Below are 25891 nucleotides of genomic sequence, written 5' to 3'. Positions count from 1 at the left end.
AGCGGCTCGCCGTCGGCGTCGTGCCAGGGTCCATTCGGTCGTCCGACCTCATTGTCACCTTCTTGGCCGGACGGGTCAGCTTCCGTGGACCTCGAAGGTGAACAGGGAGTAGCCCCACGCCGTACCTCGGGCCGTGCCGTAGACGCGGAGGTAGCGGGTGGAGGCGTTCAGGCCGGTGTTGTCGTCCTCACCGCCGTTGCCGCCCGTAACTGACCTGACGGTGGTCCAGGTCGTCCCGTTCGGCGAGGTCTGGATCTGGTACGCCGACCCGTAGGCCGTCTCCCATACCAGCCGCACCCGGTTGACCGTGCGGGTCGCGCCCAGGTCCACCTGGATCCACTGCGGGTCGGAGAAGGCACTGGACCAGCGGGTGGTGGCGGAGGCGTCCACGGCGGCCGAGGCCGGGAAGGCGGCCGACTCCACGCTGGAAGCCGTCGCCGGCCTGTTCAGCGCCAGGTTCGTCTGCTCCGTCCCACTGGTGAAGGAGAAGGAGTCGACGTCGAACAGCGCTCCCGCGCCGCCGGTGAACACCAGGTAGAGGGTGTGCGTCCCGGACGGCGGCGTCACCGTGCCGGTGACGTTCGCCCAGTTCTCCCAGCCGCCGGTCGGCGCGACGGTGGCCGAGCCGATGACCGTCCCGGTCGCCGAACCGGCCCGCAGGGTCAGCGTGCCGCCGACGCCGGCCGACGCGACGCGCGCCGTGAACGACGTCACCCCGGTCAGGTTGTACGGCGTGAAGGAGATCCAGTCGCCGTTCTCCACGTTCCCGACCACGTTGCCGCCGTCGGCCGACGGCTTGGGCAGGACCGCCACTCCCTGCTGCGCGCCGAAGTGCTCGGCCTGCCGGGCGCGCGGCTGCAGCACGGTCTGCGGCGCGTGCACGGGCATGGTCGAGCCGGCCGGCATGTACTCGGCGTCCAGGACGCCGAAGATGTTGGCCGCGGCGTCGTGCTCACCGTCCTCGGTGGTCTGGATGGTGCCCGAACAGCCGGTCGCGTTGGTGATCGGATGGCCATGGCTGTCGTGGCCGAGGATGTAGGTCACCCGCACCCGGGAGCAGTCGATCGTCGGCGCGTTCGGATCGGTGACGCTGACCTGGAACGGGATCGCGTCGCCGAAGGCGAACACCCGCCCGTTGGGCGGCTGGGTGAGCGTGACCGTGGGCTGGCCGACGCTGATGACGACGCTCGCGGTGGAACTTCGGCCGGTGCTGTCGCTCACCGTCAGCGTCGCCGTGAACTGGCCGTTGGAGGTGTAGGTGAACGACGGGTTGGCGGCGGTGGAGTCGGTGCTGCCGTTCGTGGTGAAGTCCCAGGCGTAGGTGATCGCGTCGCCGTCCGGGTCGCTGGTGCCCGCCGAGCTGAACTGCACGGTGAGCGGCGCGTTGCCCGACCTCGGGGTGGCGCCGGCGGCGGCGACCGGGGCCTGGCCGGTACCGGCGTTGTACTCGATGCGGTAGACGGCCGAGTTGGCGTCGCCGCCGAACCAGCCGGTGCCGTAGTCCAGCACGTAGAGGGCGCCGTCCGGCCCGAACTCCAGGTCCATGACCTGGGTGCCGGTGAAGGCAGGGAACGACTCGATGGTGCCCACGCCGCCGGAGGAGGTCACGGTGACCGTCTTGATCCACCGCCGGCCGAACTCGCCGAGGAAGACCTTGCCGCTCATGGACTGCGGGAACTTCACGTCCGAGGCGAGCGCGGCGTTGTAGGTGTAGACGGGGCCGCCCATCGGCGACAGGCTGCCGCAGCACAGGGCCGGCGGGTCCTGCCCGGCGCCGTACGGCAGCCAGGCCGCCCGGGAGGCGGGCAGCTGAGTGATGCCGGTGTTGCGCGGCGAGTTGTTCACCGGCCCGCCGGCGCAGTTGAACGCCGACCCCGAAGGCCCGGACGGGAAGGTGTAGTCGATGTAGGGCACGTTGAACTGCGAGCAGTACGGCCAGCCGTAGAAGCCGGGCTGGGTGATGCGCTCGAAGGAGACCGAGGCCGCCGGCCCTCGGCTGGGGCTGGCGGTGCCGGCGTCCGGCCCGTAGTCGCCGAGGTAGACGACGCCGGTCGCGCGGTCCACGCTCATCCGGAACGGGTTGCGGAAGCCCATGGCGTAGATCTCGGGCCGGGTGTTCGCGGTGCCGGGCGCGAACATGTTGCCCGCCGGGATGGTGTAGCCGCCGGTGGCGCCCGGCTTGATCCGCAGCACCTTGCCGCGCAGGTCGTTGCTGTTGCCGGAGGTGCGCTGCGCGTCGTAGGCGGGGTTGCGATCGGCCCGCTCGTCGATGGGCGTGTAGCCGCTGGAGTCGAACGGGTTGGTGTCGTCGCCGGTCGACAGGTACAGGTTGCCGGCCGCGTCGAAGTCGATGTCGCCGCCCACGTGACAGCACATGCCGCGGCTGGTGGGCACGTCCAGGATGGTGACCGCCGAGGCGGCGTTGATGGTGTGGTCGGCGTTGACGGTGTACCGGGCCAGCCGGTTCACGCCGTTGAATGGGGCGAACTGGGCGGCGGTGCCGGTGGCGGGCGCGTCACCCGCGGGGGTGCTCAGCGGCGGCGCGTAGTAGACGTAGACCCAGCGGTTGGAGGCGAAGTTCGGGTCGGCCTTGATGCTCTGCAGGCCCTCTTCGTCGTGCGTGTACACCGGGATGGTCAGCGCCACCTTGGTGTTGCCGAGCGGGTCGGTGTAGCGGATCGTGCCCTCGCGCGAGGTGTGCAGGACACCTCGGTTCGGCAGCACGGTAAGGCCCATCGGCTCGCCGGTCTCGGCGACGCCCTTGGCCAGCGTCACCTGGGTGTAGCCGGCCGCCTCCGCGGGGGACGGCGCGATGAGACCGAAGGCCGCCATGACCACGGCAACGCATCCGGCCAGTCTTCGTAACATGATCGGTGATCCCGCTTCCTGTCGTCGAGATGGCAGACAGGCGTGCGCCGATCACGCCAACGACGGGGGACGCCCCGCTCATCGGCCGGACGGAGTCGGTACCCGGCGGGCGCTGGTACCGTCAGCGCCCGCCGGTCTCCTCCGGCGCGATGAGCGGGGCCGGGCCGGCAGGGTGGTCGGCGTCCGCCCGGCCGGCTCCGATCTTCCCCATCCAGAACAACATGTGATCAAAGGTGTGGCGAACGGTGCGGGGTGGCGAGGTCGCTCTCATGCTGCACCTCCGGCCACTTTCGGCAATCCATGCGGCTCGTTGTGCCGCAAGAGTAGGTTGTTACCTGCATGTTGTCCAGATTTTCACCCGTACTACCCCGACTTTCATCACGGCCAAGAATAAGTCCTGAACAAACGGCGATAAGGTCTTCCTCGCGAGCGCGAAGCGGGGTATGTTCGGCGACGAACGTCCCGAGCAAGCGCCCATCAAGGAGGGCGGGTGAAGTCGCACCGGCCGGAGAACGCGCACCAGGCCACGCTGCTGCGCCTGCTGCGCGATGGGCCCCGGTCGCGGGCCGAACTCGCCGACATCACCACCGAGCCCGCCGGGTCGCCGACGTTCCCGTACCCGAGACGCATGTCGCGCTCCAAGCTCAACACCGAACTTGACCGGCTCGTGAAGCTGGGACTGGCCGAGCCCGACGGCCTGGCCGCCTCCCGGGGCGAGCGCCGTTCCGGCCAGGTACGGCTGCCGCACAACACCCGCTTCGCCGGCATCGGCATCGGCGCCACCTCGGTCGACGTGGACGTCGCCGCCGGGGAACTGCGCGTGCTCGGGCATCTGAGCCAGCCGCGCGACATCCGCCTCGGCCCCGAGCAGGTTCTCGACCGGGTGCTCGGCCTGGCCGGGAAGCTGCGCGAGCAGGGCTCCACACCCAGCTGCACGGCGCCGGAATCGGGATGCCGGGCCCGTGAGCTTCGCCGAGGGTGTCCCGGTGGCACCGCCGATCACGCCGGGGGCCCGCCAGGTCGGTGACTTCCTGCTCGTCAAGATCGGCTCCGGCGCCGGCTGCGGCATCGTGTGATGGACGGCAGGATCTACCGTGGCGTCTCGGGCAGCGCGGGCGACATCGGGCAGGTCGGGCAGCCGGGCCCCCGGCCCGTGACGGCCGTTGCCGATCAGGAGGACGCGGGCGCCAGGCCCGGCCGGCAGCAGCCCACTGTCGGCCATGGCACCTCCCTGCACCGGCCAGGGTGAGTACCCACATATCGCCGCCAACCGCCGAAGCGCTCCATGACAGCGCAACATGACAGCGCTGCCTTGACAGCGCGCCTCCCGGGTGAAACTTTCATACCAGATCGGGGTTGACAACGTTGTCAGATTTGTTGGTACTGGCCTGCTGACCTGCGGGAAGGTCCTCGATGAAGCGATCCGTCCTGACAGCACTCTTATCCCCCCTCATCGCCCTCGCCCTCGCGGCTCCCGCCACCGCCGCGCTCACCGCACAGAAAGGTCCGGAGCCCATTCCCAACCCAGGCCCTTCGGGCACCCCCTCCCCCGGCCCCTCCTACAGCCCGCCGCCCGGCCCGGCCGCGGCCGAGCCGGCCCCGCCCGCCGGCGAGGCACGCAGGGCCGCACGTGACGGCCAGGAGCTGGCCAGAGCGGAAGGCGCGGCCTTCGCCTCCTCCTTCGAGGACGGCGACCCGCAGCCGACGTGGCTCAACACGGCCGAGAAGGCCGAGAACGTCACCGGAACCCTGCCCGGCGGCATCGAGGGCAGCATCACCGACAAGATCGCCGAGGTCCGGGCCAGCGGCGAGTACGCGGCCGCGGGCGAGGTGAAGGAGAACCTGGCCGACACCGACGCCAACACCAAGTGGCTGGTGTTCACCGGCACCGGCTGGGCGCAGTACGACCTGTCCGAGCCCGTCGCGGTCGTGCACTACGCGCTAACCTCCGCCGGCGACGCCCCCGAGCGCGACCCGCGCGACTGGGAGCTGCAGGGCTCGCAGGACGGCCGGGCCTGGACCACCCTCGACACCCGCACCGGCGAGACGTTCACCGCCCGCCACCAGCGCAAGGAGTACCGCTTCGGCAACACCACCGCCTACGCCCACTACCGGCTGAACGTCACCCGCGTCGGCGACGGCTCGACCCTGCAGCTCGCCGAGTGGGAGCTGTCGGACGGCAGCAGCGGCCCCCGGCCGCCCAGCGACATGCGCAGCCAGGTGGGCACGGGCCCGACGGGCGGGTTCGTCTCCAAGCCGCGCGCCGGCTTCACGGGGCTGCGGGCCCTGCAGTACGCGGGCAGCACCACCTCCGCGTCCGGCGGCCGTTCCCTGAACAAGGTGTTCGAGGTGGACCTCCCAGTGACGTCCACCACGGAGCTGTCGTACCTGGTCTTCCCCGAGTTCACGGCGGCCGACCTGCGCTACCCCAGCACGTACGTCTCGGTGGACCTGGCCTTCGACGACGGCACCTACCTCAGCGACCTGAAGGCCGTGGACCAGCACGGCGTCCGGCTGGCCCCGAGGGAGCAGGGCGAGTCCAAGACTCTCTACGCCGACCAGTGGAACTTCAAGCGCGCCGAGATCGGCCGGGTGGCCAGGGGCAAGCGGATCAGCCGCATCCTGGTGGCCTACGACAGCCCGGCGGGCATGGCCGGGTTCCGGGGCTGGGTGGACGACATCAGGATCGTCTCGGAGCGCAGGCGGCAACCGTACGAGGGGCGCCCGCCGCACCAAGGCAGCGGCTACGCCGGCCACGTGGTGACGACCCGCGGCACCCATTCCACCGGAGGCTTCTCCCGGGGCAACAACTTCCCGGCCACGGCGGTCCCGCACGGGTTCAACTTCTGGACGCCGATGACCGACGCGGGCTCGACCAGCTGGCTGTACGAGTACCACCGCGCCAACAACGCCGCCAACCAGCCGGAGATCCAGGCGTTCACCGCCAGCCACGAACCGAGCCCGTGGATGGGCGACCGGCAGACGTTCCAGTTCATGCCGTCGGCGGCCGAGGGCACGCCGGACCCGTCGCGTACCGCCCGCGCGCTGCCCTTCCGGCACGAGCGCGAGGTCGCCCGCCCGCACCTGTACGCGGTCACGTTCGACAACGGGATCAAGGCCGAGATCGCCCCGTCCGACCACGCGGCGCTGGCCCGCTTCACGTTCCCGGGCTCCGCGGCGAAGCTGATCTTCGACAACGTGAACAACAGCGGCGGTCTCACGCTCGACGTCGCCGCCGGGGTGGTCACCGGCTACTCCGACGTGCGCAGCGACCTGTCCACGGGCGCCACGCGGATGTTCTTCCACGCCGTCTTCGACCGCCCGGTCACCGGCGGCGGCAAGCTCACCGGGCAGGGCCGCGACAACGTGCTCGGCTACCTCGCCTTCGACGCCGGCCCGACGCGTACGGTGACCATGCGCATCGCGTCCTCACTGATCAGCGTGGCGCAGGCGCGCAGGAACCTGGAGCTGGAGATCGCCGCCTCCGACACGCTGGAGGCGGTGAGCGAGCGGGCGCGCCGGGCGTGGGACGCCAAGCTGGGCGTCATCGAGGTGGAGGGCGCGAGCAGGGACCAGCTCGTCACGCTCTACTCCAACCTGTACCGGCTGTTCCTGTATCCGAACTCGGGCTTCGAGAACACCGGCACCGCCGCCGCGCCGCTCTACCGGCACGCCGTGCAGTCGGCCACCGGCACCCCGCCCAGCACGCCGACCGAGACGGGCGCGCGGGTGGCGGACGGGAAGGTCTACGTCAACAACGGCTTCTGGGACACCTACCGGACGACGTGGCCCGCGTACGCGCTGCTCACGCCGGAGGCGGCCGGCGAGATGGCGGCCGGGTTCGTCCAGCAGTACCTGGACGGCGGCTGGATCGCGCGCTGGTCGTCGCCGGGGTACGCCGACCTGATGGTCGGCACCAGCTCCGACGTGGCCTTCGCCGACGCGTACCTGAAGGGGGTGCCGGGGTTCGACGCCGAGGCCGCGTACGCCGCCGCGGTCAAGAACGCCACGGTCGTGCCGCCCAGCCGGAACGTGGGCCGCAAGGGCCTGGCCACCTCCACGTTCCTCGGGTACACGACCATCCAGTCCACGGGCGAGGCGATGTCGTGGGCGATGGACGGCTACATCAACGACTTCGGCATCGCGAACATGGCCAAGGCCCTGGCCGGGCGCTCCACGGGCGCGAAGCGGGCCCGCTACCTGGAGGAGTACGAGTATTTCCGTGACCGGGCGCTGAACTACGTGCACCTGTTCGACCCGGCGACGGGCTTCTTCCAGGGCAGGAACGCCGACGGGTCGTTCCGCCGCAAGCCGGGCGCCTACGACCCGCGTACGTGGGGCTTCGACTACACCGAGACGAACGGCTGGAACATGGCCTTCCACGTCCCCCAGGACGGCCGCGGCCTGGCCAACCTGTACGGCGGCGCCGGCAAGCTGGCGGACAAGCTGGACACGTTCTTCGCCACGCGGGAGACGGCGCTGTTCCCCGGCTCGTACAGCGGCATCATCCACGAGATGCGCGAGGCCAGGGACGTGCGCATGGGCCAGTACGGGCACAGCAACCAGCCCTCGCACCACATCGCCTACATGTACGACTACGCCGGCCAGCCGTGGAAGGCGCAGGCCAAGGTACGCGAGGCGCTGTCGCGGCTGTACCTGGGCAGCGAGATCGGCCAGGGCTACCCGGGCGACGAGGACAACGGGGAGATGTCGGCGTGGCAGGTGTTCGGCGCGCTGGGCTTCTACCCGCTGCAGATGGGCAGCCCGTACTACGCGATCGGCTCGCCGCTGTTCAAGAAGGCGACGGTGCGGCTGGAGAACGGCAGGAAGCTGGTCATCAGGGCGCCGGGCAACAGCGAGCGCGACGTCTACGTGCAGGGGCTGAAGGTCAACGGCAGGCCGTACGGCAAGACGTACCTGCCGCACGACCTGATCGCCAAGGGCGGCGAGCTGGTGTTCGAGATGGGGCCGAGGCCGTCGCGATGGGGCACCGGCGAGGACGCCGCGCCGCCCTCGATCACCCGCGACGACCGCGTCCCCGCGCCGCTGCGCGACGTCACGGGCCCGGGCCGCGGCACGGCGTCGGGCGCGGGCGGCGCCGACGTGAGCGCGCTGTTCGACGACAGCTCGGCCACCCGGGCGGACCTGCCCGAGTGGGTCCGCTACGACCTGCCCGGCAAGCGGCGGGTGAGCTTCTACACGCTCACCTCGGGCGCGCAGGCGGGCCAGGACCCGGCCGGCTGGGTGCTGGAGGGCTCCGCGGACGGCCAGTCGTGGCAGGTGCTCGATGAGCGGTCCGGCGAGAGCTTCCCGTGGCGGCTGCAGACCCGGCCGTTCAAGATCGCCAAGCCGGGGGCGTACGACCATTACCGGATCAGGTTCACCGTCTCCGGCGGGACGTCACCCGCGCCACCCGCGGCGTTGGCGTCACCCTCGGCGTTGGCGTCACCGGCGTCGCTGGCCGAGATCGAGCTGCTCGCACCGGCGGGGCCGGAGACGTCGCCGGTGGTCGCCGAGGCCGGCGGGGCCTTCGCCGCACCCGGGGAGACCGTGACGCTGCCGGTGACCGTGACCAACCACGCCGACCGGCCCGCCGGCGGCGAGCTGACCGCGACCGGGCCGCAGGGCTGGACCGTCGAGCCGGGCTCCGCCGCGTTCGGGCCGCTCGCGGCGGGCGCCTCGCAGGTGGTGCCGTTCCGGGTGACGGTGCCGGCCACGGCGGCTCCCGGCAGCCATCCGGTACGGCTGTCGGCGGTCTCCGGCCTGGGCACGGCGAGTGAGCAGGTGACGGTCACGGTGGTGGGCGACAGCGTGGAGTTCACGCCCGGCACCCCCGCCGAAGAGCCCTGGCTGCTCGACGAGGACGGCTCGCAGCTCGACGGCGAGGTGCACGACGGGCGGGCCCGCTTCACCGACGGCGACAGCCAGGCCGTCTACCGGTTCGAGCTGCCGGCCGGGACGAGCGCGGGCTCGCTGACGCTGGACATCGGCAACCAGTTCCTGGTGCAGGTCTCCTCCGACAACCAGAGCTGGCGGACGGTGCTGCAGGAGAACGCCAACGTCCGCGACCTGTCCAACCGGGAGCAGCGCACCGTCGAGCTCGCCGAGGGGCGCACGTTCTACCTGCGCATCGCGGACAGCCGGCCGCAGGACGGCTGGGGGGCCTGGCTGGCCAGGGTACGGCTGGAGGTCCAGCGCCCGGCCGGCTGACCCGTCGCTGCCCGGGGGCGCTCGACGTCCCCGGGCAACGCCCCCGGCTGACCCGCCGCTGCTCGGAAGCGCTCGGCGTCCCCGGGGGAACGCCGTGTCATGCCAGCCGCTCGCCGATCTCCTTCAGCTCCGCGTTCTGCACCTGGATGATCTTCCCGGCCAGCTCCAGCGTGGGGCCGTGCCTGCCGGAGGTCCGCACGGTCTCGGCCATCATCACGCCGTGGTGCAGGTGCTCCGACAGCGCCTTGAGCCACGCGCGGTCGAAGCCGTCGCCTTCGGGCAGGTCCGTACCCATGGCGGCGACCGGCTTCACCGGCACCGTCTCGTTCCAGGAGCGCAGCCAGGACTCCATCATCGCGATGTCCGCCCGCTCCGCCGGGATGAGCTTCCCGGCGAGGTCGCGCACGTACGAGCTGCCCGCCCGGCCGGCCGCCGCCTCGGCGAGCTGGATCGTCTGCTGGTGATGCGTGATCATTTCCTGGTTGAAGGTCACGTCCGCCTGCGCGTACGCCTTCTCCGTCTCCGCCGCCGCGGCACAGCCCGCCGCCAGGAGCAGGCCGAGCAGCGCCACGATTGCCGTCTTCCAACGCATGTGCTGAGGTACGCACGCCATTGCCCGATGGTTCGATCGGCACGCCACGTAGTTCTATGATTACCCGATGTCATCACGATGGCGGGGTGCGGTCCCGCCGGTTCTTCTCACCTGCGCCCTCCTGCCCGCCTCTCCCGCCCGGGCCACGGCCGGGCCCGCCGACTACGCCGTGCACGGCATCGACATCTCCGGGCACAACCATCCGAAGGAGCAGGCGATCGACTGGCGGGCGCTGGCGGCGAGCGGGCAGAAGTTCGTCTCGATCAAGGCCACCGAGGGTCATCGGACCAAGTGGGTGAACACGTGGTTCGCCCGCGATCTGGCCGGGGCGCGCCGCGTGAAGCTGATCCACACCGCCTACCACTACTTCGTGCACGGTCAGGACGGCGTCGCGCAGGCTGACCACTTCCTGAACACGGTGCGCGGGCAGGGCCTCGACGGGACGCACCCGTACGAGCTGCCGCTGGAGGTGGACGTGGAGGGCGCGTGCGGAGCCGAGCCCGCCGTCCTCGTGCGGCGGGTGCTGGCCTTCATCGGCCGGGTGGAGAGCGTCACCGGCGTCGCGCCCACCGTGTACACGCAGAAGAGCTTCGTCGACCGGTGCATGGCGGGCAGCACGGCGCTCGGGAAGCACCGCGTCCGGCTCGCCCGCTACGGCCGCACCCCGCCGGCACCCCTTCCCGGCGGGACGGGCTGGGACTTCTGGCAGTTCACCGACTCTGCCCGGGTGGCGGGGCTGCCGGACCACGACGTGGACGAGAACGTCTTCGCCGGCGACCTGGCGGCCCTCGAACGCCTGGCCAACCTCAGCCCCTGACGGCCCCGCCGAAAGGCACGGAAAGAGCCGTTATCAGTTATTGATTTCCCGGGAACGGGGAATTTATTTTCGGCTGCTATGCTGAATTCATAATCTCGCGAATTGCATTTAGCATCGGCGTTCCACTCCCCCAGGAAAGGAACGCCCGCACATGCGAGACGCGCGACCCAGCCAGACCGCGATCATGGCGGCCGCCTCCCGCGCGGCCCACCTCGTCGTGGACGGCGAGCCGTACATCTTCCGCGACACCCTGGCCGCGACCCTCCTGGGCGGCCAGGCCGAGGAGCTCGTCGGCTACCACCGCGCCTACGGCGGCCACATCGTGCTCTCCGGCACCCGCGCCCAGGTGACCGCCCGCGCCGCCTACACCGAGCGCCGGCTCGGCAACCGCTTCGAGCAGTACGTGGTGCTGGGCGCGGGGCTCGACACGTTCGCGCTCAGGCGCGCGCCGGGCGGGCCGCCCACGCGGGTGATCGAGGTCGATCACCCCGCCACGCAGCAATGGAAACGCGAGCTCATGGCCGCGCCCGGCCTGCGTGACGAGCGGGGCGCCGAATACGCCTCGTTCGCCCTGGCCGCCGCCGCCGACCGCGGCGAGCCGTGGCTGTCGTTCTTCGCTCCCGACGAGGTGTCGTCGCTGCTCAAGCAGCACGGGCTGGAGGTGGTGGAGCACGTGCGGCAGGCCGGCTGCGTCGATCCCGAGCTGTGGCGCCGCCAGGACGGGCTGCGCCCTGCCGACCTGTGCCGGCTGGTGCGCGCCGTCGTGACCGGCTAGCCGACGGCCCAGCCGACGGGCCCGATGGGCGAGCCGGGCGACACGGCGGTGCCCTCCTGTGCCACAACGCCACCGACTGCTACTCTCCGTTATGGATTGCTTACTTTTCGTATAGCGGGGAGCTCTTGTGAAGGTCGCGTGCGTCGGTGGCGGGCCCGCCAGCCTGTACTTCTCGATCCTGATGAAACGGGTGGACCCCGACCACGACATCACCGTGTACGAGCGCAACCCGGCCGGTTCGACGTACGGCTGGGGCGTGACGTACTGGGACGAGCTGTTCGGCTACCTGCACGACGTCGATCCCGAGTCGGCCCGCGAGATCAGCGCGAGCTCGGCCCGCTGGGACAGCTGGGTCGTGCACCTGCACGAGCGCGCCACGGTGACGGTGGGGCACGGCGACAAGGGGTTCGGCATCAGCCGGCGCCGGCTGCTCGCCATCCTCGCCGAGCGGGCCGAGTCCCTCGGCGTGCGCGTCGAGTACGAGCACGAGATCGCCGGCGAGGAGGAGGTCGCCGACGCCGACCTGGTCGTGGCCGGTGACGGCGTCAACAGCCGGCTGCGCGAGCGGCACGCCGAGCACTTCGGCACCGAGGTCGCGGTCGGGCGCAACCCGTACATGTGGCTCGGCACCACCAAGGTGCTCGACTCCTTCACCTTCGCCTTCGTCGAGACGGAGCACGGCTGGATCTGGTGCTACGGCTATCCGTACAGCGAGCAGCACAGCACGTTCATCGTCGAGTGCGGGCCCGACACGTGGCGGGGGCTCGGGCTCGACGTGGCGAACGAGGCCGACGGCCTGGCCCACCTGGAGAAGCTCTTCGCGGAGGTGCTGGACGGGCATCAGCTGATCGGCCGCACGCAGGCCGACGGCGGCCCGCGCTGGCTGCACTTCCGCACCCTGACCAACCGCACCTGGCACCGCGGCAACCTCGTCCTGCTCGGGGACTCCGCGCACACCACCCACTACTCGATCGGCGCCGGCACCGCCCTGGCGCTCGGCGACGCCGCCTTCCTGGTGGACGCGCTGCACGCGGACCCGGAGCTCGAGACCGCCCTGGCCGGGTACGAGCGGGAGCGCATGACCGCGATCCGGCCCTCCCAGCGGGCGGCGCGGCGCAGCGCCCAGTGGTACGAGCACGTCCCGCGGTACGTCGACCGGCCGCCCAGGGAGATGATCGCGCTGCTGAACCAGCGGCATTCCGCGCTGCTCCCGCACGTGCCGCCGCGCCTGTACTACTGGGCGGGCAGCGCCGCCGGCGCGATCTCCGGGCTCGGCGCGCGGCTGTTCAGGCGGGGTTGAGACCGGGCGCCACGACGGCTCGGCCGGACGTGGTGCGCTCGCGCCACGACGGCTGACGGCTCAGTCGGGCGTGGCGCGCTCGCGCCCGGCTCCCGGCGCGGACTCCTCAGGCGGGCCGGACTCCTCAGGCGGGCCGGACTCCTCAGGCGGGCCGGACTCCTCAGGCGGCTCGGGCGGCTCGGGTGGTGGCACGCCGCCCGGCGGCGGCGCCGCGGTGTGGTGATCGGCCGTGGCGGCCTGGCCCGCGGGAACAGGCTGGACCAGCTCCTGCCGGGCGACGAACGTGTCGATCAGCGACAGCAGCATGGCCACCACCGGCACGGCCAGCAGCGCCCCCACCGCCCCGAACAGCGACGCCCCCAGGATCACGCCCGCGAAGGCCACCCCGGGATGGATGTCCACCGACCTGCCGCTGATCCGCGGCTCCAGCGTCAGGTTCTCCACCTGCTGGTACAGCACGCCCCAGGCGAGCGCGGCCAGCCCGATCCACGGCCGGGGCGACACGAGCCCGACCACCACGGGCAGCACGATGGCGATGTAGGTGCCGATGGTGGGCACGAACTGCGCCACCAGCCCCGTCCACAGCCCGAGCGCGAGCCACGACGGCATGCCGAGCGCCAGGAACACCACGGTCGACGCGGCGGCGTTGACGGTGGCCAGGATGAGCCTGGCCCACACGTACCCACCGGTCTTGGTCAGCGACACGTCCCAGACGGTGAGGAAGACGCGCTGGAGGTTCGCGGGCATGAGCCGGGCGAGCCACACGCGCAGCCGGGGCCCGTCGGCGGAGAGGTAGAAGATCAGCAGGATCAGCGTGAACAGGTTGACGACCGCGCCGGTGAGGGTGCCGACCAGGCCCAGCACGTTGCCGAGCACGTCCTGGGCGTACTGGGCGGCCTGCTGCGGGGTGAGGTTGAGCGAGGTGAGGATGTCGGCGATCCGGTAGTCGGTGCCGAACCGCTCGTTCACCCAGGCGACGGCGCCGGTGAGGATGTCCGGCAGCTCCCGCACCAGGACGGCGACCTGCTCCGCCAGCAGGCTCCCGAACAGGTACAGGAAGATCGCCGAGACGAGCAGGAACGCCACCATCACCAGCAGCGCCGCCGCGCCGCGGCGCATGTGCCGGGCCAGCCGGCCCACGGCGGGCTCCATGGCCAGGGAGATGAACCAGGCCATCACCACCACGACGATCAGCCCGCCCGCGTCGGCCAGCACGAAGCGCGCGAAGAGCACCAGGGCGAGGACCGCGACGACGGCGAGCGCGGCCCGCCACACGTTCGCGGGTGAGAGCAGCACCCGCACGACGCGGGGCTCTTCCTGCTGCGTCATGTCCCCTCCCTGGGGCTTGCGGTCGCCGCCGCCCTCCTCCGGACCGGGTGACATGATCGGCGACAGGTACGTGGCCCTGCGCAGCGTACGTGGTGGACGAGGTGGTTGCCCAGTCTCGATCAGGACCGCGGCGGCCCGCGGGAGGGCGGGACGTGGCGCGGATCAGCCCGTGAGGAAGTCGTCGATCATGGAGGCGAGCCATTCGGCGCGGTGCACGAGCGTGACGTGCGTGGTACCGGGCAGCACGGCCAGCCGCGCGTCCGGCAGCCCGGCCTGGTCGCCGGCCACCCCGCCGCCCCGCAGGCGGAACGTCTCCACGGCGTGCTCGGGGCGGATGATGTCGGAGTCGCCGATGACCACCATCGTGGGCGCCTCGATCGCCCGCACCTCCTCGGCCGTGGGCTCGCGGAGGTCGCGCATGAGGGCGCTCACCTTCTCGCACAGCGCGGGGAAGTCCTCGGGCCGGGGTGCGAGCTGGAGGTACTCGTCGTGGAAGGGCGAGCCGTGCAGGTGCTCGGGCCGGATGCTCTCGAAGCCGTCGGCCAGGCCGGGGTGCAGGCCGTCCGGGCTGAAGGAGAACGAGGCCAGGACCAGCTTGCGGACGAGGTCCGGCCGCTGCTCCGCGACGTGGAAGGCGATGCTGGAGCCCAGGCTGTAGCCGAGGAGGTCGGCCCGCTCGACGCCGAGGTGGTCCAGGAGCGCGGCCACGTCGCCGGCGACGAGCTGGGGCGACAGGGGGCGGTCGATGTCGGCCGTGCGGCCGTGGCCCTGGAACTCGACGGCGATCACCTGACGGGTCTTGGCCAGGTGCGGCAGGAGCTTGCCGAACGAGGTGCCGATGCCGGAGAAGGAGCCGTGGATGAGGACCAGCGGGTCGCCGGCGCCGTGGATCTCGTAGTACATGTTCAGGCCGTTGACGGGGGCGTAACCGCTCGTGTGGTTCGTCATGTGCCCATGGTGCGGGCCCGCGCTTACGCTCTTCTTCAGGTTCGCTTCCGCACGTCACAGTAGAACGGAACCCTACGTTCCCTTACACTGCGGGTATGAGCAGCGCACCGATGAGCGGCCGCAAGGCGCAGGCCGCACGCAACGACGAGTTGATCCTCCAGGCGGCGCGGGCGGTCTTCACCGCCGAGCCCGGCGCCCCCATCGCGGCCGTGGCCGAGAAGGCGGGCGTCGGGATCAGCGCCCTGTATCGCCGCTACCCCAGCAAGGAGGCGCTGCTGCAGAAGCTGTGCGGGGACGGGCTGCGGCTCTACATCGAGGTCAGCGAGCGCTCGCTGGCCGACGACGGGGATCCGTGGGAGGCGTTCGCCGGATACCTGCGCGGCATCGTGGACGCCGACTCCAGCTCGCTGACGATCAAGCTGGCGGGCACGTTCACGCCGACGGAGGAGCTGGGCAAGCTCGCGGCCAGGGCCTCGGCCCTGGCCGTCGAGGTGCACGGCCGGGCGGTGGCGGCGGGCGTGCTGCGGCCGGACGTGACGGTGGCCGACATCGCGCTGCTGTTCGAGCAGCTCGCCTCGATCAAGCTGGGCGGCGAGGAACGCGCCTCCCAGCTCCGCCACCGTTACCTGACGCTGATGATGGACTCCATGCGCGTCCCTCCGGCCCACCGCGACCTGCCCGGCCCCGCGCCGCAGGACGAGGAGCTCGGGGCCCGCTGGGTGCCGCGCGGCTAGTCCTCGCCGGCCTTCCAGTGGAACAGGTACGACATCAGGAAGCCGAGCAGCCCGGTCACCCCGGCCGACACGGTCATCGCCATGCCCAGCGCCGACACCGCGCCGGAGACCAGGCCGGGGCTGCCGGCGACGAGGCCGGCGGCCTGGGTGAGCACCAGGGCGACGCCGAGCACGAGGAACAGCACGAGGCCGATCTTGAACAGGACCATGGTGACGCTCTTCATGACGGGGGCTCCTCTCAGATCGGCAGCACGCCGGTGGCGACCAGCACGCCGATGACCAGGGTCGGGATGACGAACCAGAGGATCAGCCGGCCGAACGTCCTGGCCGGGTCCACCTGGGCGATGCCGCTGGCGATGTAGATCGGGGCCGCTCCCGGCGGGGACGCCCCCTCGGTCGAGGCGAAGATCATGATGGCGGTGGCCGCGGCGGCCGGGGCGATCCCGGCCGCGGTCAGCGCGGTGAAGGCCACCCCGCCGACGGCGGCGATCGTGGCGGTGCCGGTCAGCGGCGCGGCGATGACGACGAGCAGCAGGCCGACGATGGTGGCGATGACCACCGCGGGCGCGTCCAGCCCCCGCAGGATCGCGGTGAGCTGGTCCACCAGGCCCAGCTCGCCCAGGCTGGCCGCGGCGGCGAAGGCGAAGAACAGCGTCGCGCCGATGACGGCGTACCTGGGGGCCATCTCGCCGAGCAGCTCGCTCCAGGCGCGCCCGGTGCGCGGCAGCCGCTTCCACGCCACCGCGAACGTGGCCAGCACGGTCAGCACCGGGATCCACACGATGATGCTGATGTCGTCGGCCGCCTCGCCGACCCGCGACTCCATCAGCGCCACCCCGAAGTCCAGCGTCATCAGCACCGGCACGACGATGCCCGCGTACACCAGCAGCGACGTCCACCCGGCGCGCAGCGCCGCCCGCAGCGGCACGATGTCGGCCGCGTCGGTGGCGGCGATGTCGTGCCTGCGCACCCACAGGAACACCACCACGAACCGGTAGGCCACCGTCCACAACCCGCCCACGAGGGCGGGCACGAAGAGCTGGTCGGCGGTCAGCACGGGCGCCACGGCGGCCGAGCCGAGCAGCAGGAACATCGACGAGCTCGGCGGGATCGAGATGCCCAGCCCGGCGTTGCCCGCCACCAGCGAGGCGGCCAGGTCGGGGCGCCAGTTCGAGCGGATCATCCAGGGGATGGTGACGGAGCCGACGGACGCGGAGATGCCGGAGCCCGACCCGGAGGGGCCGCCCAGCAGCGCGGAGGCGGAGGTCGAGACGTATCCCGCACCGCCGCGCAGCCTTCCGAAGATCGAGTTCAGTACGGTGACCTGCTCCTGGATGAGGCCGAGCCTGGTGAGCAGGTACCCCATGAAGACGAAGGCCAGGGCGGCGAAGACGACCTCCTCGGCCATCGCGTCGGCGATGCCCGCCCACGCCAGGTCGAAGAAGCTCGTGCCGCCGAAGAGGCACACGCCGGCGAAACCGATGAGCATCGCCTCACCGATGTTGCGTTTCAGCACGCCGTTCCAGACGACGATGATGGCGATGTAGGCGATGAGCGCCCATACGGCGATTCCCATGGCGAATGACCTCCAATGGGGGGTTGTGCTGGGGGTGAACGGCCCGCCGGCCGATGGTCAGGCGCCGGCTTCCGGCGGGGGCGGGGATGAGCCCGGTGGGGCTGCGGCTGGGCCGGGCCCGCTGTCGCGCGGGCCAGGCGGGGTTTCGCGCGGGCCGGGCGGGGTTTCGCGCGGGCCAGGCGGGGTTTCGGGGCGGTCGGCGAGGCGGCGGGCCAGGTCGACGGTGCGGCGGGCCCTGACGACGATCGGGGCGTCCACGAACCGGCCGTCGGGCAGCGCCACCGCGCCGAGGCCCGCCTGCTCCGCCTGCTCCGCCGCGGTCACGATCTCGGCGGCCCTGGCGGTCTCCTCCTCGGTCGGCCGGAACGCCCGCCTGATCGCGGGGATCTGGCGCGGGTGGATGGCGGTCCTGCCGAACAGCCCGAGCGCGCGGCCCGCCCGGCAGGAGGCGAGCAGCCCGGCCTCGTCCTTGACGTCCGGGTAGACGGACATGGGCACCGGCGGCAGCCCGGCCGCCGCGGCGGCGAGGACGACCTGGAGCCTGAGGTGGTTCATGGCCTGCTCGTCGGTGATGGCCAGCTCGGCCGCCAGGTCCTGCTCGCCGAGCGCCACCCCCGCCACGCGCGGGTGCGCGGCGATCTCCCTGGCCGCGACGATCCCGGCCGCCGACTCCAGCAGCGCGTACGCGGGCGCGCCGGTGAGCGCGTCGAGCACGGCCGTCGACTCGACCTTCGGCAGCCGTACGGCGTCGGCGAGCTCCCCGACGGCGGCCAGGTCGTCGCGCCCGCGGGCCGTGGCCGGATCGTTGACCCGCACGTGCACGGCCGGACCCGGGGTGCCGCGGCGGGCGCGCAGGTAGGCGACCGCGTTCTGTCTGGCCGCGTCCTTCCGCACGGGCGCGACCGCGTCCTCCAGGTCGATGATGACCACGTCGGCGCCCGACGCCACGGCCTTGTCGAACCGCTCGGGCCGGTCGCCGGGCACGTACAGCCAGGTCACGGGGAGCAGCGGGCTCACGCGATCACCCCGTCCTCGCGCAGGGCGGCGATCCGCTCGGCGGGGTAGTCCAGCTCGCCGAGCACCTCGTCGGTGTCCCTGCCGAGGGTGCGCCCCGGCCACCGGATCTCGCCGGGCGTCTCGGACATGCGGAACATGACGTTCTGCATGGTGAGGGTGCCGAACTCCTCGTCGGGCACCTCCACGAACGTGTTCAGCGCCGCGTACTGCGGGTCCTCGGCCAGGTCGGTGACGTCGTAGATGGGCGCGACCGCGGCCTGCACCTCCTCGAACCTGGCGATGACCTCCGCGGCGTCCCGTTCGGCGATCCAGGAGGCGACCGCCTCGTCCAGCTCGTCCACGTGCTGCACCCGGCCGTGCCCGCTGGCGAACCACGGCTGCTCGACCAGGTCGGGCCGGCCGACGAGGGTGACGACGCGCTCGGCGATGGGCTGGGCGCTGGTGGAGATGGCCAGCCAGCGGCCGTCGCGGGTGCGGTAGGTGTTGCGCGGCGCGTTGCTGCTGGAGCGGTTGCCGGTGCGCTGTTGCACGATGCCGAGCGCCTTGTAGACGCTCATCTGCGGCCCGAGCAGCCCGAGGATCGGCTCGATGATCGCCATGTCGATGACCTGCCCGCGCCCGGTCTGCTCGCGGGCGTGCAGGGCGACCATGACGGCGTACGACATGGCCAGGCCCGCGATGCCGTCGGCCAGGGCCAGCGGCGGCAGGGTCGGCGGCCCGTCGGGCTCCCCCGTCATGGCCGCGAAGCCGCTCATGGCCTCGGCCAGCGTGCCGAACCCCGGCCGCTTGGCTATCGGCCCGAACTGCCCGAACCCGGTCATCCGCGCCACGATCAGCCGCGGGTTGAGCTCCAGGAGGTCCTGGGGGTCGAGGTTCCAGCGTTCGAGGGTGCCGGGGCGGAAGTTCTCGATCAGGACGTCGGACCGCTCGGCCAGGCGGCGCAGGATCTCCTGCCCCTCGGCCCGCGACAGGTCCACGGCCGCGGCGCGCTTGTTGCGCGACAGCGTCTTCCACCACAGGCCGGCGGCGCCGTGCCCGCGCGAGGGGTCGCCCCGGCGGGGATGCTCGATCTTGATCACGTCGGCGCCGAAGTCGCCCAGCATCATGGCGGCGGAGGGACCGGCGAACAACGTCGCCGCGTCGATGACCCGCAGGTCAGCGAGGCTCGTCATGGGTATGTAACTTATAAGAAATATGTCATAGGTCAAGAGCGTGGCCGTTCTGCGAGACACTTGAGGACATGTCACCCACCGAGCCCCGGCCGCCCATGAGCAAGGCCGAGTACGTCTACAGCGTGCTCCTGGAGGAGATCCGCACCGGCCGGATCCCGGGCGGCACGGCCTTGCGGGCCGGGGAGGTGGCCAAGCGCCTGGGGGTGTCGGTCACGCCGGTGCGGGAGGCGCTGCGCAGGCTCGAGAAGGACCGGCTGATCAGTTACGAGGCCCACCACGGCGCGACCGTGGTGGACCTGGGCGACGAGGCGCTGGCCGAGTACTACGGGGTGCGCGCCGTCGTCGAGGGCCTGGGGGCGCGGCTGGCGGCGGCCAGGATCACCGCGCAGGAGCTGGCCGAGCTGCGCGAGCTGCACGCCTCGATGGCCGACGACGCCGCGCGGGGCAGGCACGACCGGCTCGGCGAGCAGAGCAGGCGTTTCCACCTGCGCATCGTCGACATCGGCGGCCCCGCGTTCCTGGGCGCGCACGCCAGGTCGGTGCGCAACAGCTTCCCCGTGCCCGCCGAGGCGTCACTGTGGCTGGACGAGACGCAGGTCCAGGCCCAGCTGGAGGCGCACGAAGGCATCCTGACGGCCCTGGAGTCGGGCGACGCGGAGACGGCGGAACGCATCATGATCGACCACGTGCGCCGCGCCGGCGAGTTCCGCCAGCACCACTGAGCAGGAGGTCAGTGGGGCAGCGTGGCGCGGACCCCGTCCAGCACGTCGGGGGTGGACTCCACGGGCAGCGCCGACAGCGACAGCCGCGCGAACGCCTGCTGGTGCTCCTCGACCCGCCTCCGGTCCTCGATGACGATCGGGGCGTGCAGCAGGTGCAGCACCAGCGCGTCGGGACGGTCCTGCTGGGGGAAGCGCAGCAATGTGAACGGCGGCCCCTGGTAGAGGTAGCCGCTCTCGCTGACGGGCCGGGCGACCTGCACGGCGAGGTGCGGCTGCCTGGCGGCCTTGGTGAGCGCGTCGAGCTGGGCGAGCCGGTCCTCGGGCCGGCCGAGCGGCGGGTCGGTCAGCGCCGCCTGGTCGAGCACCGCCCACAGGTGCGGCCCCTGGTGCCGGTCGAGCACCCGCTGCCGGACCGCGACCAGCTCGGCGGCGCCGGCGGCCTGCTCGTAGGAGGCTCCGGCGGGCAGCCCGGCCAGCGCGGCGGACAGCGCGTAGGCCGGGGTCTGCAGCAGCGCGGGGACCTGCATCGGGCAGTACGTGTAGATGATCTGCGCCTGGTCCTCCATCTCCAGGAACGCCGACAGCCCCAGCGGCACGCCGGGGGCGTCGTACCAGCCGGGCACCCGCTCCTCCCGCAGCAGCGACAGCAGCCGGGGCGCGTGCTCGCCGTGGCCGTACAGCTCCAGCAGGGTGCGCACGGTGGCCTCGCGCGGGGCCACCAGCCCGTGCTCGATCCGGAAGATCGTGGAGGTGTTGAGCCCCGCGGCGTCCGCCGCGGACTTCATCGACAGCCGGGCCGCGGCGCGCAGGGAGCAGAGCCGGGCCGCGACAACGCTTAACTGCATACGTCTGTCACAACCATCGATGACAAATATCAGCGTTTACACCTGGTCTATTGAAACCGAGTGACGGGTGTTGCACGATGGCCACTCTAGTGGTCAGACACGTCGTGCATACGCCAATCCGAAAGGCAGCGAAACTGTGGCGGACGCGTGGATACTCCATCCCGACTACCGGACTCCTCCGGCCCCCACAGACCTCGGCCTCACCCCCGGACCGTGGCGGCACCCTGACGGGGGCCAGATCATGAACGGCACCTACGAGCGCCCCCTGCCCAGGCACCGGGTCGAAGTCGTGACCGTCTGGTACGGCTACGCGCTGAGCCACTGGCGCGGCCCCCGCATGCCGCGCTTCAGCAGCCCGATGGTGTCGGCCTGGAACCCGGTGCTGGCACAGGGCCTGTCCGTCGATCCACACGCCCCGGCACCCTACCGCGACGAGCTGTGGTGCGACCGGTGGATAGCCGAGGCGTTGCTGTACGCGCGCAAGCCGTACGGGGCGTTCACGCTGCCCGCCGACGAGGCGATGCGCTGGTTCGCCAAGAGCGGCGGCACGAACCTCGTCTACCGCGCCCAGCTCGACGGCGACCTCGTGCGGGTGGTGGCGGGCACGTCGGAGCGGTACGGGCAGCTCTTCGACCTCGACGCGCTGATCGCCGACTACCGCGAGGCGCTGCCGAAGGAGCTGGCGGAGCTGGAGGCGCAGGCGCTGGACGCGCACCGGTCCTGCTCCCCCGCGCTGAACTACGTGCTCACCGAGAACGCCGAGGCGCTGTTCGCGCAGGCCGCCCTGTCGGTGCGCGGCCTCACGCTCGGCTACCCGCCGCGGGAGACGGCGGCCCGCATCATCGCGGAAGCCGCCCAGTGAGCGAGCCGGGGATCAAGGGCATCCTGTTCGACCTCGACGGCACCCTGTTCGACCATCGCGCCGCCGCCGACGCCGGCATCACGGCGTGGGTGGCGGGCCGCTTCCCCGGCCATCCTCGTCTGGACGAGGCGGCGGCGATCTGGGCGGCGCTGGAGGGCCCGTACCTGGCGATGTGGCAGGCGGGGCAGTGCTCGGTGCAGGAGCAGCGGCGGCTGCGCCTGGCCGCGCTGTGCGCGGAACTGGCCGTGCCCGTGCCCGGCGACCTGGACGCCGCGTACGCGGGCTTCGCCGACCTGTACCGGCGGCACTGGGCGGCGTTCCCGGACGTGGCCGGGGCGCTGGCGGGGCTGGGCGGGTACGCGCTCGGGGTGCTGACCAACGGCACGCTGCCGATGCAGGAGGCCAAGGTCCGCACGATCGGGCTGGCGGGGCTGGTCGGGCCGGTGCTGACGGGCGAGGTCCTGGGCGGGCACTTCAAGCCCGCCCCCGCCTGCTACACCGGGGCCGCCGCGGCGCTGGGGCTGGCGCCGCGGGAGGTGCTGCTGGTGGGTGACGACGTGGAGAACGACGTGACGGGCCCCGCGGTGACCGGGATGCGCTCGGTCTGGCTGGACCGGCTCGCGGCCGTCCCACCGCCCGCCGGGTTCCCCCGCATCACGTCGCTGACGGAGCTGCCGCAGCTCCTCGCGAGCTGATCGCCCCGATGCCGAAACCGCCGAGGGGCAGCGCGATGAGCGCGGCGGGCACCCGCCCGAGACCGTGCCGGCGCCCGCTCCCGTACGCGGCGGCGCGGACGACGGTGACGGCGACGCGGGCGGGGGCGAGGGCGGCGACGCGGGCGGGGGCGAGGGCGGTGAAGATGGCGGGGGCGGGGGCGGTGAAGATGGCGGGTGCGGCTGCGGCGGCGGGGAGCCGTGAGACCCCGCCCATGCCTCGTTTGTCAGGACATTCTGACGTCGGTTAAGCTGATCAGCATGACCGCGAACCTGGCCATCGACCTGGACCGGTCCAGTCCCGTGCCGCTCTACTTCCAGGTGGCCGAGCAGATCGCGGAGGCGATCCGCCGCGGTGACCTGGCCCCCGGCTCGCGGCTGGACAACGAGATCCTGCTGGCCGACAAGCTCGGCCTGTCGCGGCCCACGATCCGGCAGGCGATCCAGTACCTGGTGGACAAGGGCCTGCTGGTGCGCAAGCGCGGTGTCGGCACCCAGGTGGTGCACGGCCAGGTCAAGCGCTCGGTCGAGCTGACGAGTCTCTACGACGACCTGCGCCGCTCGGGCCAGGAGCCGGCCACGCAGGTACTGGCCCTGGAGTCGCGCCCGGTCGACGAGGACATCGCGCCCATCCTGGGCGTGGAGCCGGGCACCCAGATCCTCTACCTGGAACGCCTCCGCTTCGCGGCCGGGGAGCCCCTCGCCGTCCTGCACAACTGGCTCCCCCAGGGCCTGGCCCCGCTCACGGCCGCCGACCTGGAGGGGCGCGGCCTGTACGAGCTGCTGCGCGGCGCGGGGGTCCGCATGCGCGTCGCCAACCAGCGCATCGGCGCCAGGGCCGCCACCCAGGCCGAGGCCCGGCTGCTGGAGGAACGCCGCGGCGCGCCGCTGCTGACGATGGTCCGCACCACGTACGACGACCAGGGGCGCGCCGTCGAGCACGGCTCCCACGTCTACCGCGCCTCCCACTACTCCCTGGAGGTCACGCTCATCGAGCGCTGATCTCCGCGCTCGCCGGCCGGCGAGCTGCCCGGCGAGCGTACGCGGCGGAGGCGGTCTCCTCACCTCGGCCACTGGCGACGGGCCACTTCGCGCCGGTGCGGCTGCTGCGAGGATCGAACGTGCGGGGCCTGAAGCTCCAGCCGACCGTCATGGGGCTCGCAGCTACAGGACCTTCCGAGAAGGGGCCATACCTTCAGCTCGAAGCAGCCGCCCTCGCTCCAGCCGATGCATGGCCACGTCAGCGCGCGCCGCCTCGTAGAAGCGATCACGCGCCTCGGTCACCCCATCCGCCAGGGACGACCAGTCGTCCCATCGATCCGGTCGTTCACTCACATACGTTCGCAGGACCACGATCGCGTCGCACCAGGCATCGGCGGCTTGAGCCGTAGCAGCGTCCCCGAAGAACAGCACCTTCTCCAGGGCCTGCCTTCGACGCATCTCAGCCTGGGCCATCAGAGCCTCTCCGGTCTCCCATTCGATATGCGGGCTGGCCGAGTACGGCCGATGCATGGCCGTCGTGCAGCAGGCGAGCGTGTACAGCTCCTTGTTCACGCTTGCGTACTCGACGTAAGCGTCGAGCCGGCGCTCGTCCCACCGGGTCGCACGCTCCCGTCTCCAGCGCCTTCGGTCGGCGGAGGCCGTGGTGGCCATGGTTGCCAGCGCCCCGACGATCACTCCGATCAACGGGAGGAGTTGCAGGAGAAATGCGTCCATGCCTGGAGGATGACAGGGGCACGCGAGACGTCATAGCTACGTCCCCCTACCTCTGGGCGGCGCCAGGTCATGTCCAAACGGGGTGGGCGGCCCGGCAGCCGTGAGAGGCTTCGCCGGTGCTGTCACCTCACCGGCCGAGCGGCTACGCGACGGGTTGCGTCCGCGGAAGTGGTGTACGAGTTTGACCTGGTCAGCAGGTGTGGCGTCGTGAAATGAGAACGGTCATCGCGTGATCCTTCGTAGCAACGATTCCAAGAAGGAGAACGGCGATGACCGCGGACAACAGTGTGTCGCCTGAGCGGTGGCTGGCGCAGCAGATCGAGACCGGCGGTCCGGATCTGTTGCGATCCATGGTGAAGACCATGGCCGAGACGTTGATGTCGGCGGAGGCCGACAGCCTGTGCGGCGCCGCCTACGGGCAGCGCAGCGACGAGCGGACCAACTCCCGTAACGGCTACCGGGCCCGCGAGTGGGACACCCGGGCGGGCACGATCGAGCTGGCCATTCCGAAGCTGCGCTCGGGCTCGTACTACCCGGAGTGGCTGCTGGAGCGCCGGCGCCGCGCGGAGCAGGCGCTGATCAGCGTGGTCGCCACCTCCTACCTGCTGGGAGTGTCGACGCGGCGGGTGGACAAGCTGGTCGAGCAGCTCGGCATCAAGCACATCTCCAAGAGCCAGGTCAGCCAGATGGCCAAGGTGCTGGATGAGCAGGTCGAGGCGTTCCGCACCCGCGCGCTGGATGCCGGTCCTTACACGTTCGTCTGGCTGGACGCGCTGACCCAGAAGGTGCGCGAGGGCGGCCGCACGATCAACGTGCACGCACTGGTGGCCACCGGCGTCAACGCCAACGGCCAGCGCGAGGTGCTCGGCCTGGAGGTCACCTCGGCCGAGGACGGCGCGGGCTGGCTGGCGTTCCTGCGCGGTCTGGTCGCCCGCGGCCTGTCCGGGGTGCAGCTCGTGGTCTCCGACGCTCACTGCGGGCTGGTGGAGGCGATCGGCGCCGCGCTGCCGGGCGCGGGCTGGCAGCGCTGCCGCACCCACTACCTGCGCAATCTGCTCACCTGCGTGCCGAAGTCGGCGCAGCCGTGGGTGGCCACGCTGGTGCGGACCATCTTCGACCAGCCTGCCGCCGAGCAGGTCCGCGCCCAGCACGCCTGGGTCATCGACGCCCTGGAGGCGAAGTATCCGGCCGCGTGTGAGCATCTGGACGCCGCCCGCGAGGACCTGCTGGCCTTCGCTGCCTTCCCGCGTGAGACCTGGCGGCAGATCTGGTCGAACAATCCGCAGGAGCGGCTGAACAAGGAGATCCGCCGGCGCACCGACGTGGTCGGCATCTTCCCTGACCGGGCCGCGATCATCCGGCTGGTCGGCGCTGTGCTGGCCGAACAGACCGACGAATGGACCGAGGCGCGCCGCTACATGGGCCTGGACATTCTCGCCAAGGCACGCGTCCGGCTCATCGCCGGTGACACACCGGCCCAGAACCCGCTCCCGCAGACACTTACCGCTTAACCTGCAAACCAGGATCACACGAAGATCGATTCATACACCACGTCCGTGGACGCGACCTACGCGACGAGGGGTTGACGGCGTCGCGGTGGCGATCTTGTGTACGGCGGAGCAGCCGCCGTCCCAGATTCCGGACGGGTTACTTTCTCTTTTCGTCACCCCCGCAACCCTTGGCAACACACCTCCC

General features: G+C 71.7%; 23 protein-coding genes. 12 read left to right on the top strand and 11 right to left on the bottom strand.

Annotation, left to right across the window (positions count from 1 at the left end; genetic code table 11):
• Nucleotides 1-75 precede the first annotated feature (75 nt).
• Nucleotides 76-2868: a carbohydrate-binding protein gene (locus AB0I79_RS46815; RefSeq protein WP_357887981.1), complete on the bottom strand. Its 2793-nt coding sequence runs from the start codon at nucleotides 2866-2868 to the stop codon at nucleotides 76-78.
• Between the two features lie 490 nt (nucleotides 2869-3358).
• Between AB0I79_RS46815 and AB0I79_RS46810 the strand changes: the two genes are divergently transcribed.
• The 3 genes from AB0I79_RS46810 to AB0I79_RS46800 all read left to right on the top strand — a co-directional run bounded on the left by AB0I79_RS46810 (nucleotide 3359) and on the right by AB0I79_RS46800 (nucleotide 9078).
• On the top strand, nucleotides 3359-3895 hold the full coding sequence (locus AB0I79_RS46810; RefSeq protein ID WP_357887978.1) for a hypothetical protein: 537 nt from the start codon (nucleotides 3359-3361) through the stop codon (nucleotides 3893-3895).
• A gap of 48 nt (nucleotides 3896-3943) precedes the next feature.
• Nucleotides 3944-4117: a hypothetical protein gene (locus tag AB0I79_RS46805; RefSeq protein WP_357887975.1), complete on the top strand. Its 174-nt coding sequence runs from the start codon at nucleotides 3944-3946 to the stop codon at nucleotides 4115-4117.
• Nucleotides 4118-4281: 164 nt separating this feature from the next.
• Nucleotides 4282-9078, top strand: coding sequence for a GH92 family glycosyl hydrolase (locus tag AB0I79_RS46800; RefSeq protein ID WP_357887972.1), 4797 nt, complete (start codon nucleotides 4282-4284; stop codon nucleotides 9076-9078).
• A 97-nt stretch (nucleotides 9079-9175) separates the two neighbouring features.
• Here AB0I79_RS46800 and AB0I79_RS46795 read toward each other — a convergent pair whose 3' ends face one another.
• Nucleotides 9176-9670 carry a DUF305 domain-containing protein gene (locus AB0I79_RS46795; protein WP_357887969.1) on the bottom strand — a complete coding sequence of 165 codons (495 nt, stop codon included), beginning with the start codon at nucleotides 9668-9670 and terminating at the stop codon, nucleotides 9176-9178.
• 67 nt (nucleotides 9671-9737) lie between these two features.
• On the opposite strand from AB0I79_RS46795, the gene AB0I79_RS46790 reads away from it, so the two are divergent.
• The 3 genes from AB0I79_RS46790 to AB0I79_RS46780 all read left to right on the top strand — a co-directional run bounded on the left by AB0I79_RS46790 (nucleotide 9738) and on the right by AB0I79_RS46780 (nucleotide 12562).
• A complete protein-coding gene (locus AB0I79_RS46790) occupies nucleotides 9738-10487 on the top strand; it encodes a glycoside hydrolase family 25 protein (protein WP_357887966.1) in 750 nt (249 codons plus the stop codon).
• A gap of 151 nt (nucleotides 10488-10638) precedes the next feature.
• Complete coding sequence (locus AB0I79_RS46785) at nucleotides 10639-11262, top strand: class I SAM-dependent methyltransferase (protein WP_357887963.1); 624 nt, start codon at nucleotides 10639-10641, stop codon at nucleotides 11260-11262.
• A gap of 127 nt (nucleotides 11263-11389) precedes the next feature.
• The gene (locus tag AB0I79_RS46780) at nucleotides 11390-12562 is read left to right on the top strand and encodes an FAD-dependent monooxygenase (RefSeq protein ID WP_357887960.1); all 1173 of its coding nucleotides are present in this window, start codon (nucleotides 11390-11392) and stop codon (nucleotides 12560-12562) included.
• Nucleotides 12563-12622: 60 nt separating this feature from the next.
• Here AB0I79_RS46780 and AB0I79_RS46775 read toward each other — a convergent pair whose 3' ends face one another.
• A complete protein-coding gene (locus AB0I79_RS46775) occupies nucleotides 12623-13891 on the bottom strand; it encodes an AI-2E family transporter (RefSeq protein WP_357887957.1) in 1269 nt (422 codons plus the stop codon).
• Nucleotides 13892-14053: 162 nt separating this feature from the next.
• Nucleotides 14054-14839 (bottom strand): alpha/beta fold hydrolase, encoded by a 786-nt coding sequence (locus AB0I79_RS46770; protein ID WP_357887954.1) that lies wholly within the window; start codon nucleotides 14837-14839, stop codon nucleotides 14054-14056.
• A 95-nt stretch (nucleotides 14840-14934) separates the two neighbouring features.
• Between AB0I79_RS46770 and AB0I79_RS46765 the strand changes: the two genes are divergently transcribed.
• On the top strand, nucleotides 14935-15573 hold the full coding sequence (locus AB0I79_RS46765) for a TetR/AcrR family transcriptional regulator (RefSeq protein ID WP_357887951.1): 639 nt from the start codon (nucleotides 14935-14937) through the stop codon (nucleotides 15571-15573).
• Here AB0I79_RS46765 and AB0I79_RS46760 read toward each other — a convergent pair.
• From AB0I79_RS46760 to AB0I79_RS46745, 4 genes are read right to left on the bottom strand one after another with little or no spacing between them, the layout of a single operon-like run.
• Nucleotides 15570-15797: a hypothetical protein gene (locus AB0I79_RS46760; protein WP_357887948.1), complete on the bottom strand. Its 228-nt coding sequence runs from the start codon at nucleotides 15795-15797 to the stop codon at nucleotides 15570-15572. The two genes, AB0I79_RS46765 and AB0I79_RS46760, sit on opposite strands and share 4 nt — an antisense overlap.
• A 14-nt stretch (nucleotides 15798-15811) precedes the next feature.
• A complete protein-coding gene (locus AB0I79_RS46755) occupies nucleotides 15812-17149 on the bottom strand; it encodes a TRAP transporter large permease subunit (protein ID WP_357887945.1) in 1338 nt (445 codons plus the stop codon).
• A gap of 57 nt (nucleotides 17150-17206) precedes the next feature.
• On the bottom strand, nucleotides 17207-18166 hold the full coding sequence (locus tag AB0I79_RS46750) for a CoA ester lyase (protein WP_357887942.1): 960 nt from the start codon (nucleotides 18164-18166) through the stop codon (nucleotides 17207-17209).
• Nucleotides 18163-19338: a CoA transferase gene (locus AB0I79_RS46745; protein WP_357887939.1), complete on the bottom strand. Its 1176-nt coding sequence runs from the start codon at nucleotides 19336-19338 to the stop codon at nucleotides 18163-18165. Before AB0I79_RS46745 ends, AB0I79_RS46750 begins: the two co-directional genes overlap by 4 nt.
• A gap of 68 nt (nucleotides 19339-19406) precedes the next feature.
• Here AB0I79_RS46745 and AB0I79_RS46740 point away from each other — a divergent pair, with 68 nt between their 5' ends.
• Nucleotides 19407-20060: a GntR family transcriptional regulator gene (locus AB0I79_RS46740; RefSeq protein WP_357887936.1), complete on the top strand. Its 654-nt coding sequence runs from the start codon at nucleotides 19407-19409 to the stop codon at nucleotides 20058-20060.
• A gap of 8 nt (nucleotides 20061-20068) precedes the next feature.
• On the opposite strand, the gene AB0I79_RS46735 is transcribed toward AB0I79_RS46740, so the two are convergent.
• Complete coding sequence (locus tag AB0I79_RS46735) at nucleotides 20069-20905, bottom strand: helix-turn-helix transcriptional regulator (protein WP_357887933.1); 837 nt, start codon at nucleotides 20903-20905, stop codon at nucleotides 20069-20071.
• 241 nt (nucleotides 20906-21146) lie between these two features.
• On the opposite strand from AB0I79_RS46735, the gene AB0I79_RS46730 reads away from it, so the two are divergent.
• Complete coding sequence (locus AB0I79_RS46730; protein WP_357887930.1) at nucleotides 21147-21767, top strand: hypothetical protein; 621 nt, start codon at nucleotides 21147-21149, stop codon at nucleotides 21765-21767.
• A complete protein-coding gene (locus AB0I79_RS46725) occupies nucleotides 21764-22462 on the top strand; it encodes an HAD family hydrolase (protein WP_357887927.1) in 699 nt (232 codons plus the stop codon). Before AB0I79_RS46730 ends, AB0I79_RS46725 begins: the two co-directional genes overlap by 4 nt.
• Here the strand turns inward: AB0I79_RS46725 and AB0I79_RS46720 are convergent.
• The gene (locus AB0I79_RS46720) at nucleotides 22422-22697 is read right to left on the bottom strand and encodes a hypothetical protein (RefSeq protein ID WP_357887924.1); all 276 of its coding nucleotides are present in this window, start codon (nucleotides 22695-22697) and stop codon (nucleotides 22422-22424) included. The two genes, AB0I79_RS46725 and AB0I79_RS46720, sit on opposite strands and share 41 nt — an antisense overlap.
• Before the next feature lie 44 nt (nucleotides 22698-22741).
• Between AB0I79_RS46720 and AB0I79_RS46715 the strand changes: the two genes are divergently transcribed.
• Nucleotides 22742-23482, top strand: a complete 741-nt coding sequence (locus AB0I79_RS46715) for a GntR family transcriptional regulator (RefSeq protein WP_357887921.1) — start codon at nucleotides 22742-22744, stop codon at nucleotides 23480-23482.
• A 162-nt stretch (nucleotides 23483-23644) separates the two neighbouring features.
• On the opposite strand, the gene AB0I79_RS46710 is transcribed toward AB0I79_RS46715, so the two are convergent.
• On the bottom strand, nucleotides 23645-24196 hold the full coding sequence (locus tag AB0I79_RS46710) for a hypothetical protein (protein WP_357887918.1): 552 nt from the start codon (nucleotides 24194-24196) through the stop codon (nucleotides 23645-23647).
• Nucleotides 24197-24465: 269 nt separating this feature from the next.
• Here AB0I79_RS46710 and AB0I79_RS46705 point away from each other — a divergent pair, with 269 nt between their 5' ends.
• A complete protein-coding gene (locus AB0I79_RS46705) occupies nucleotides 24466-25707 on the top strand; it encodes an IS256 family transposase (protein WP_357887915.1) in 1242 nt (413 codons plus the stop codon).
• Nucleotides 25708-25891: the final 184 nt, after the last annotated feature.

Origin of the sequence: Nonomuraea sp. NPDC050202, assembly GCF_040656115.1 — a bacterium.
Classification (GTDB): Bacteria; Actinomycetota; Actinomycetes; order Streptosporangiales; family Streptosporangiaceae; genus Nonomuraea.
Note: the sequence above shows the minus strand (reverse complement) of the source record. Positions and strands in the feature narration are given on the sequence as shown.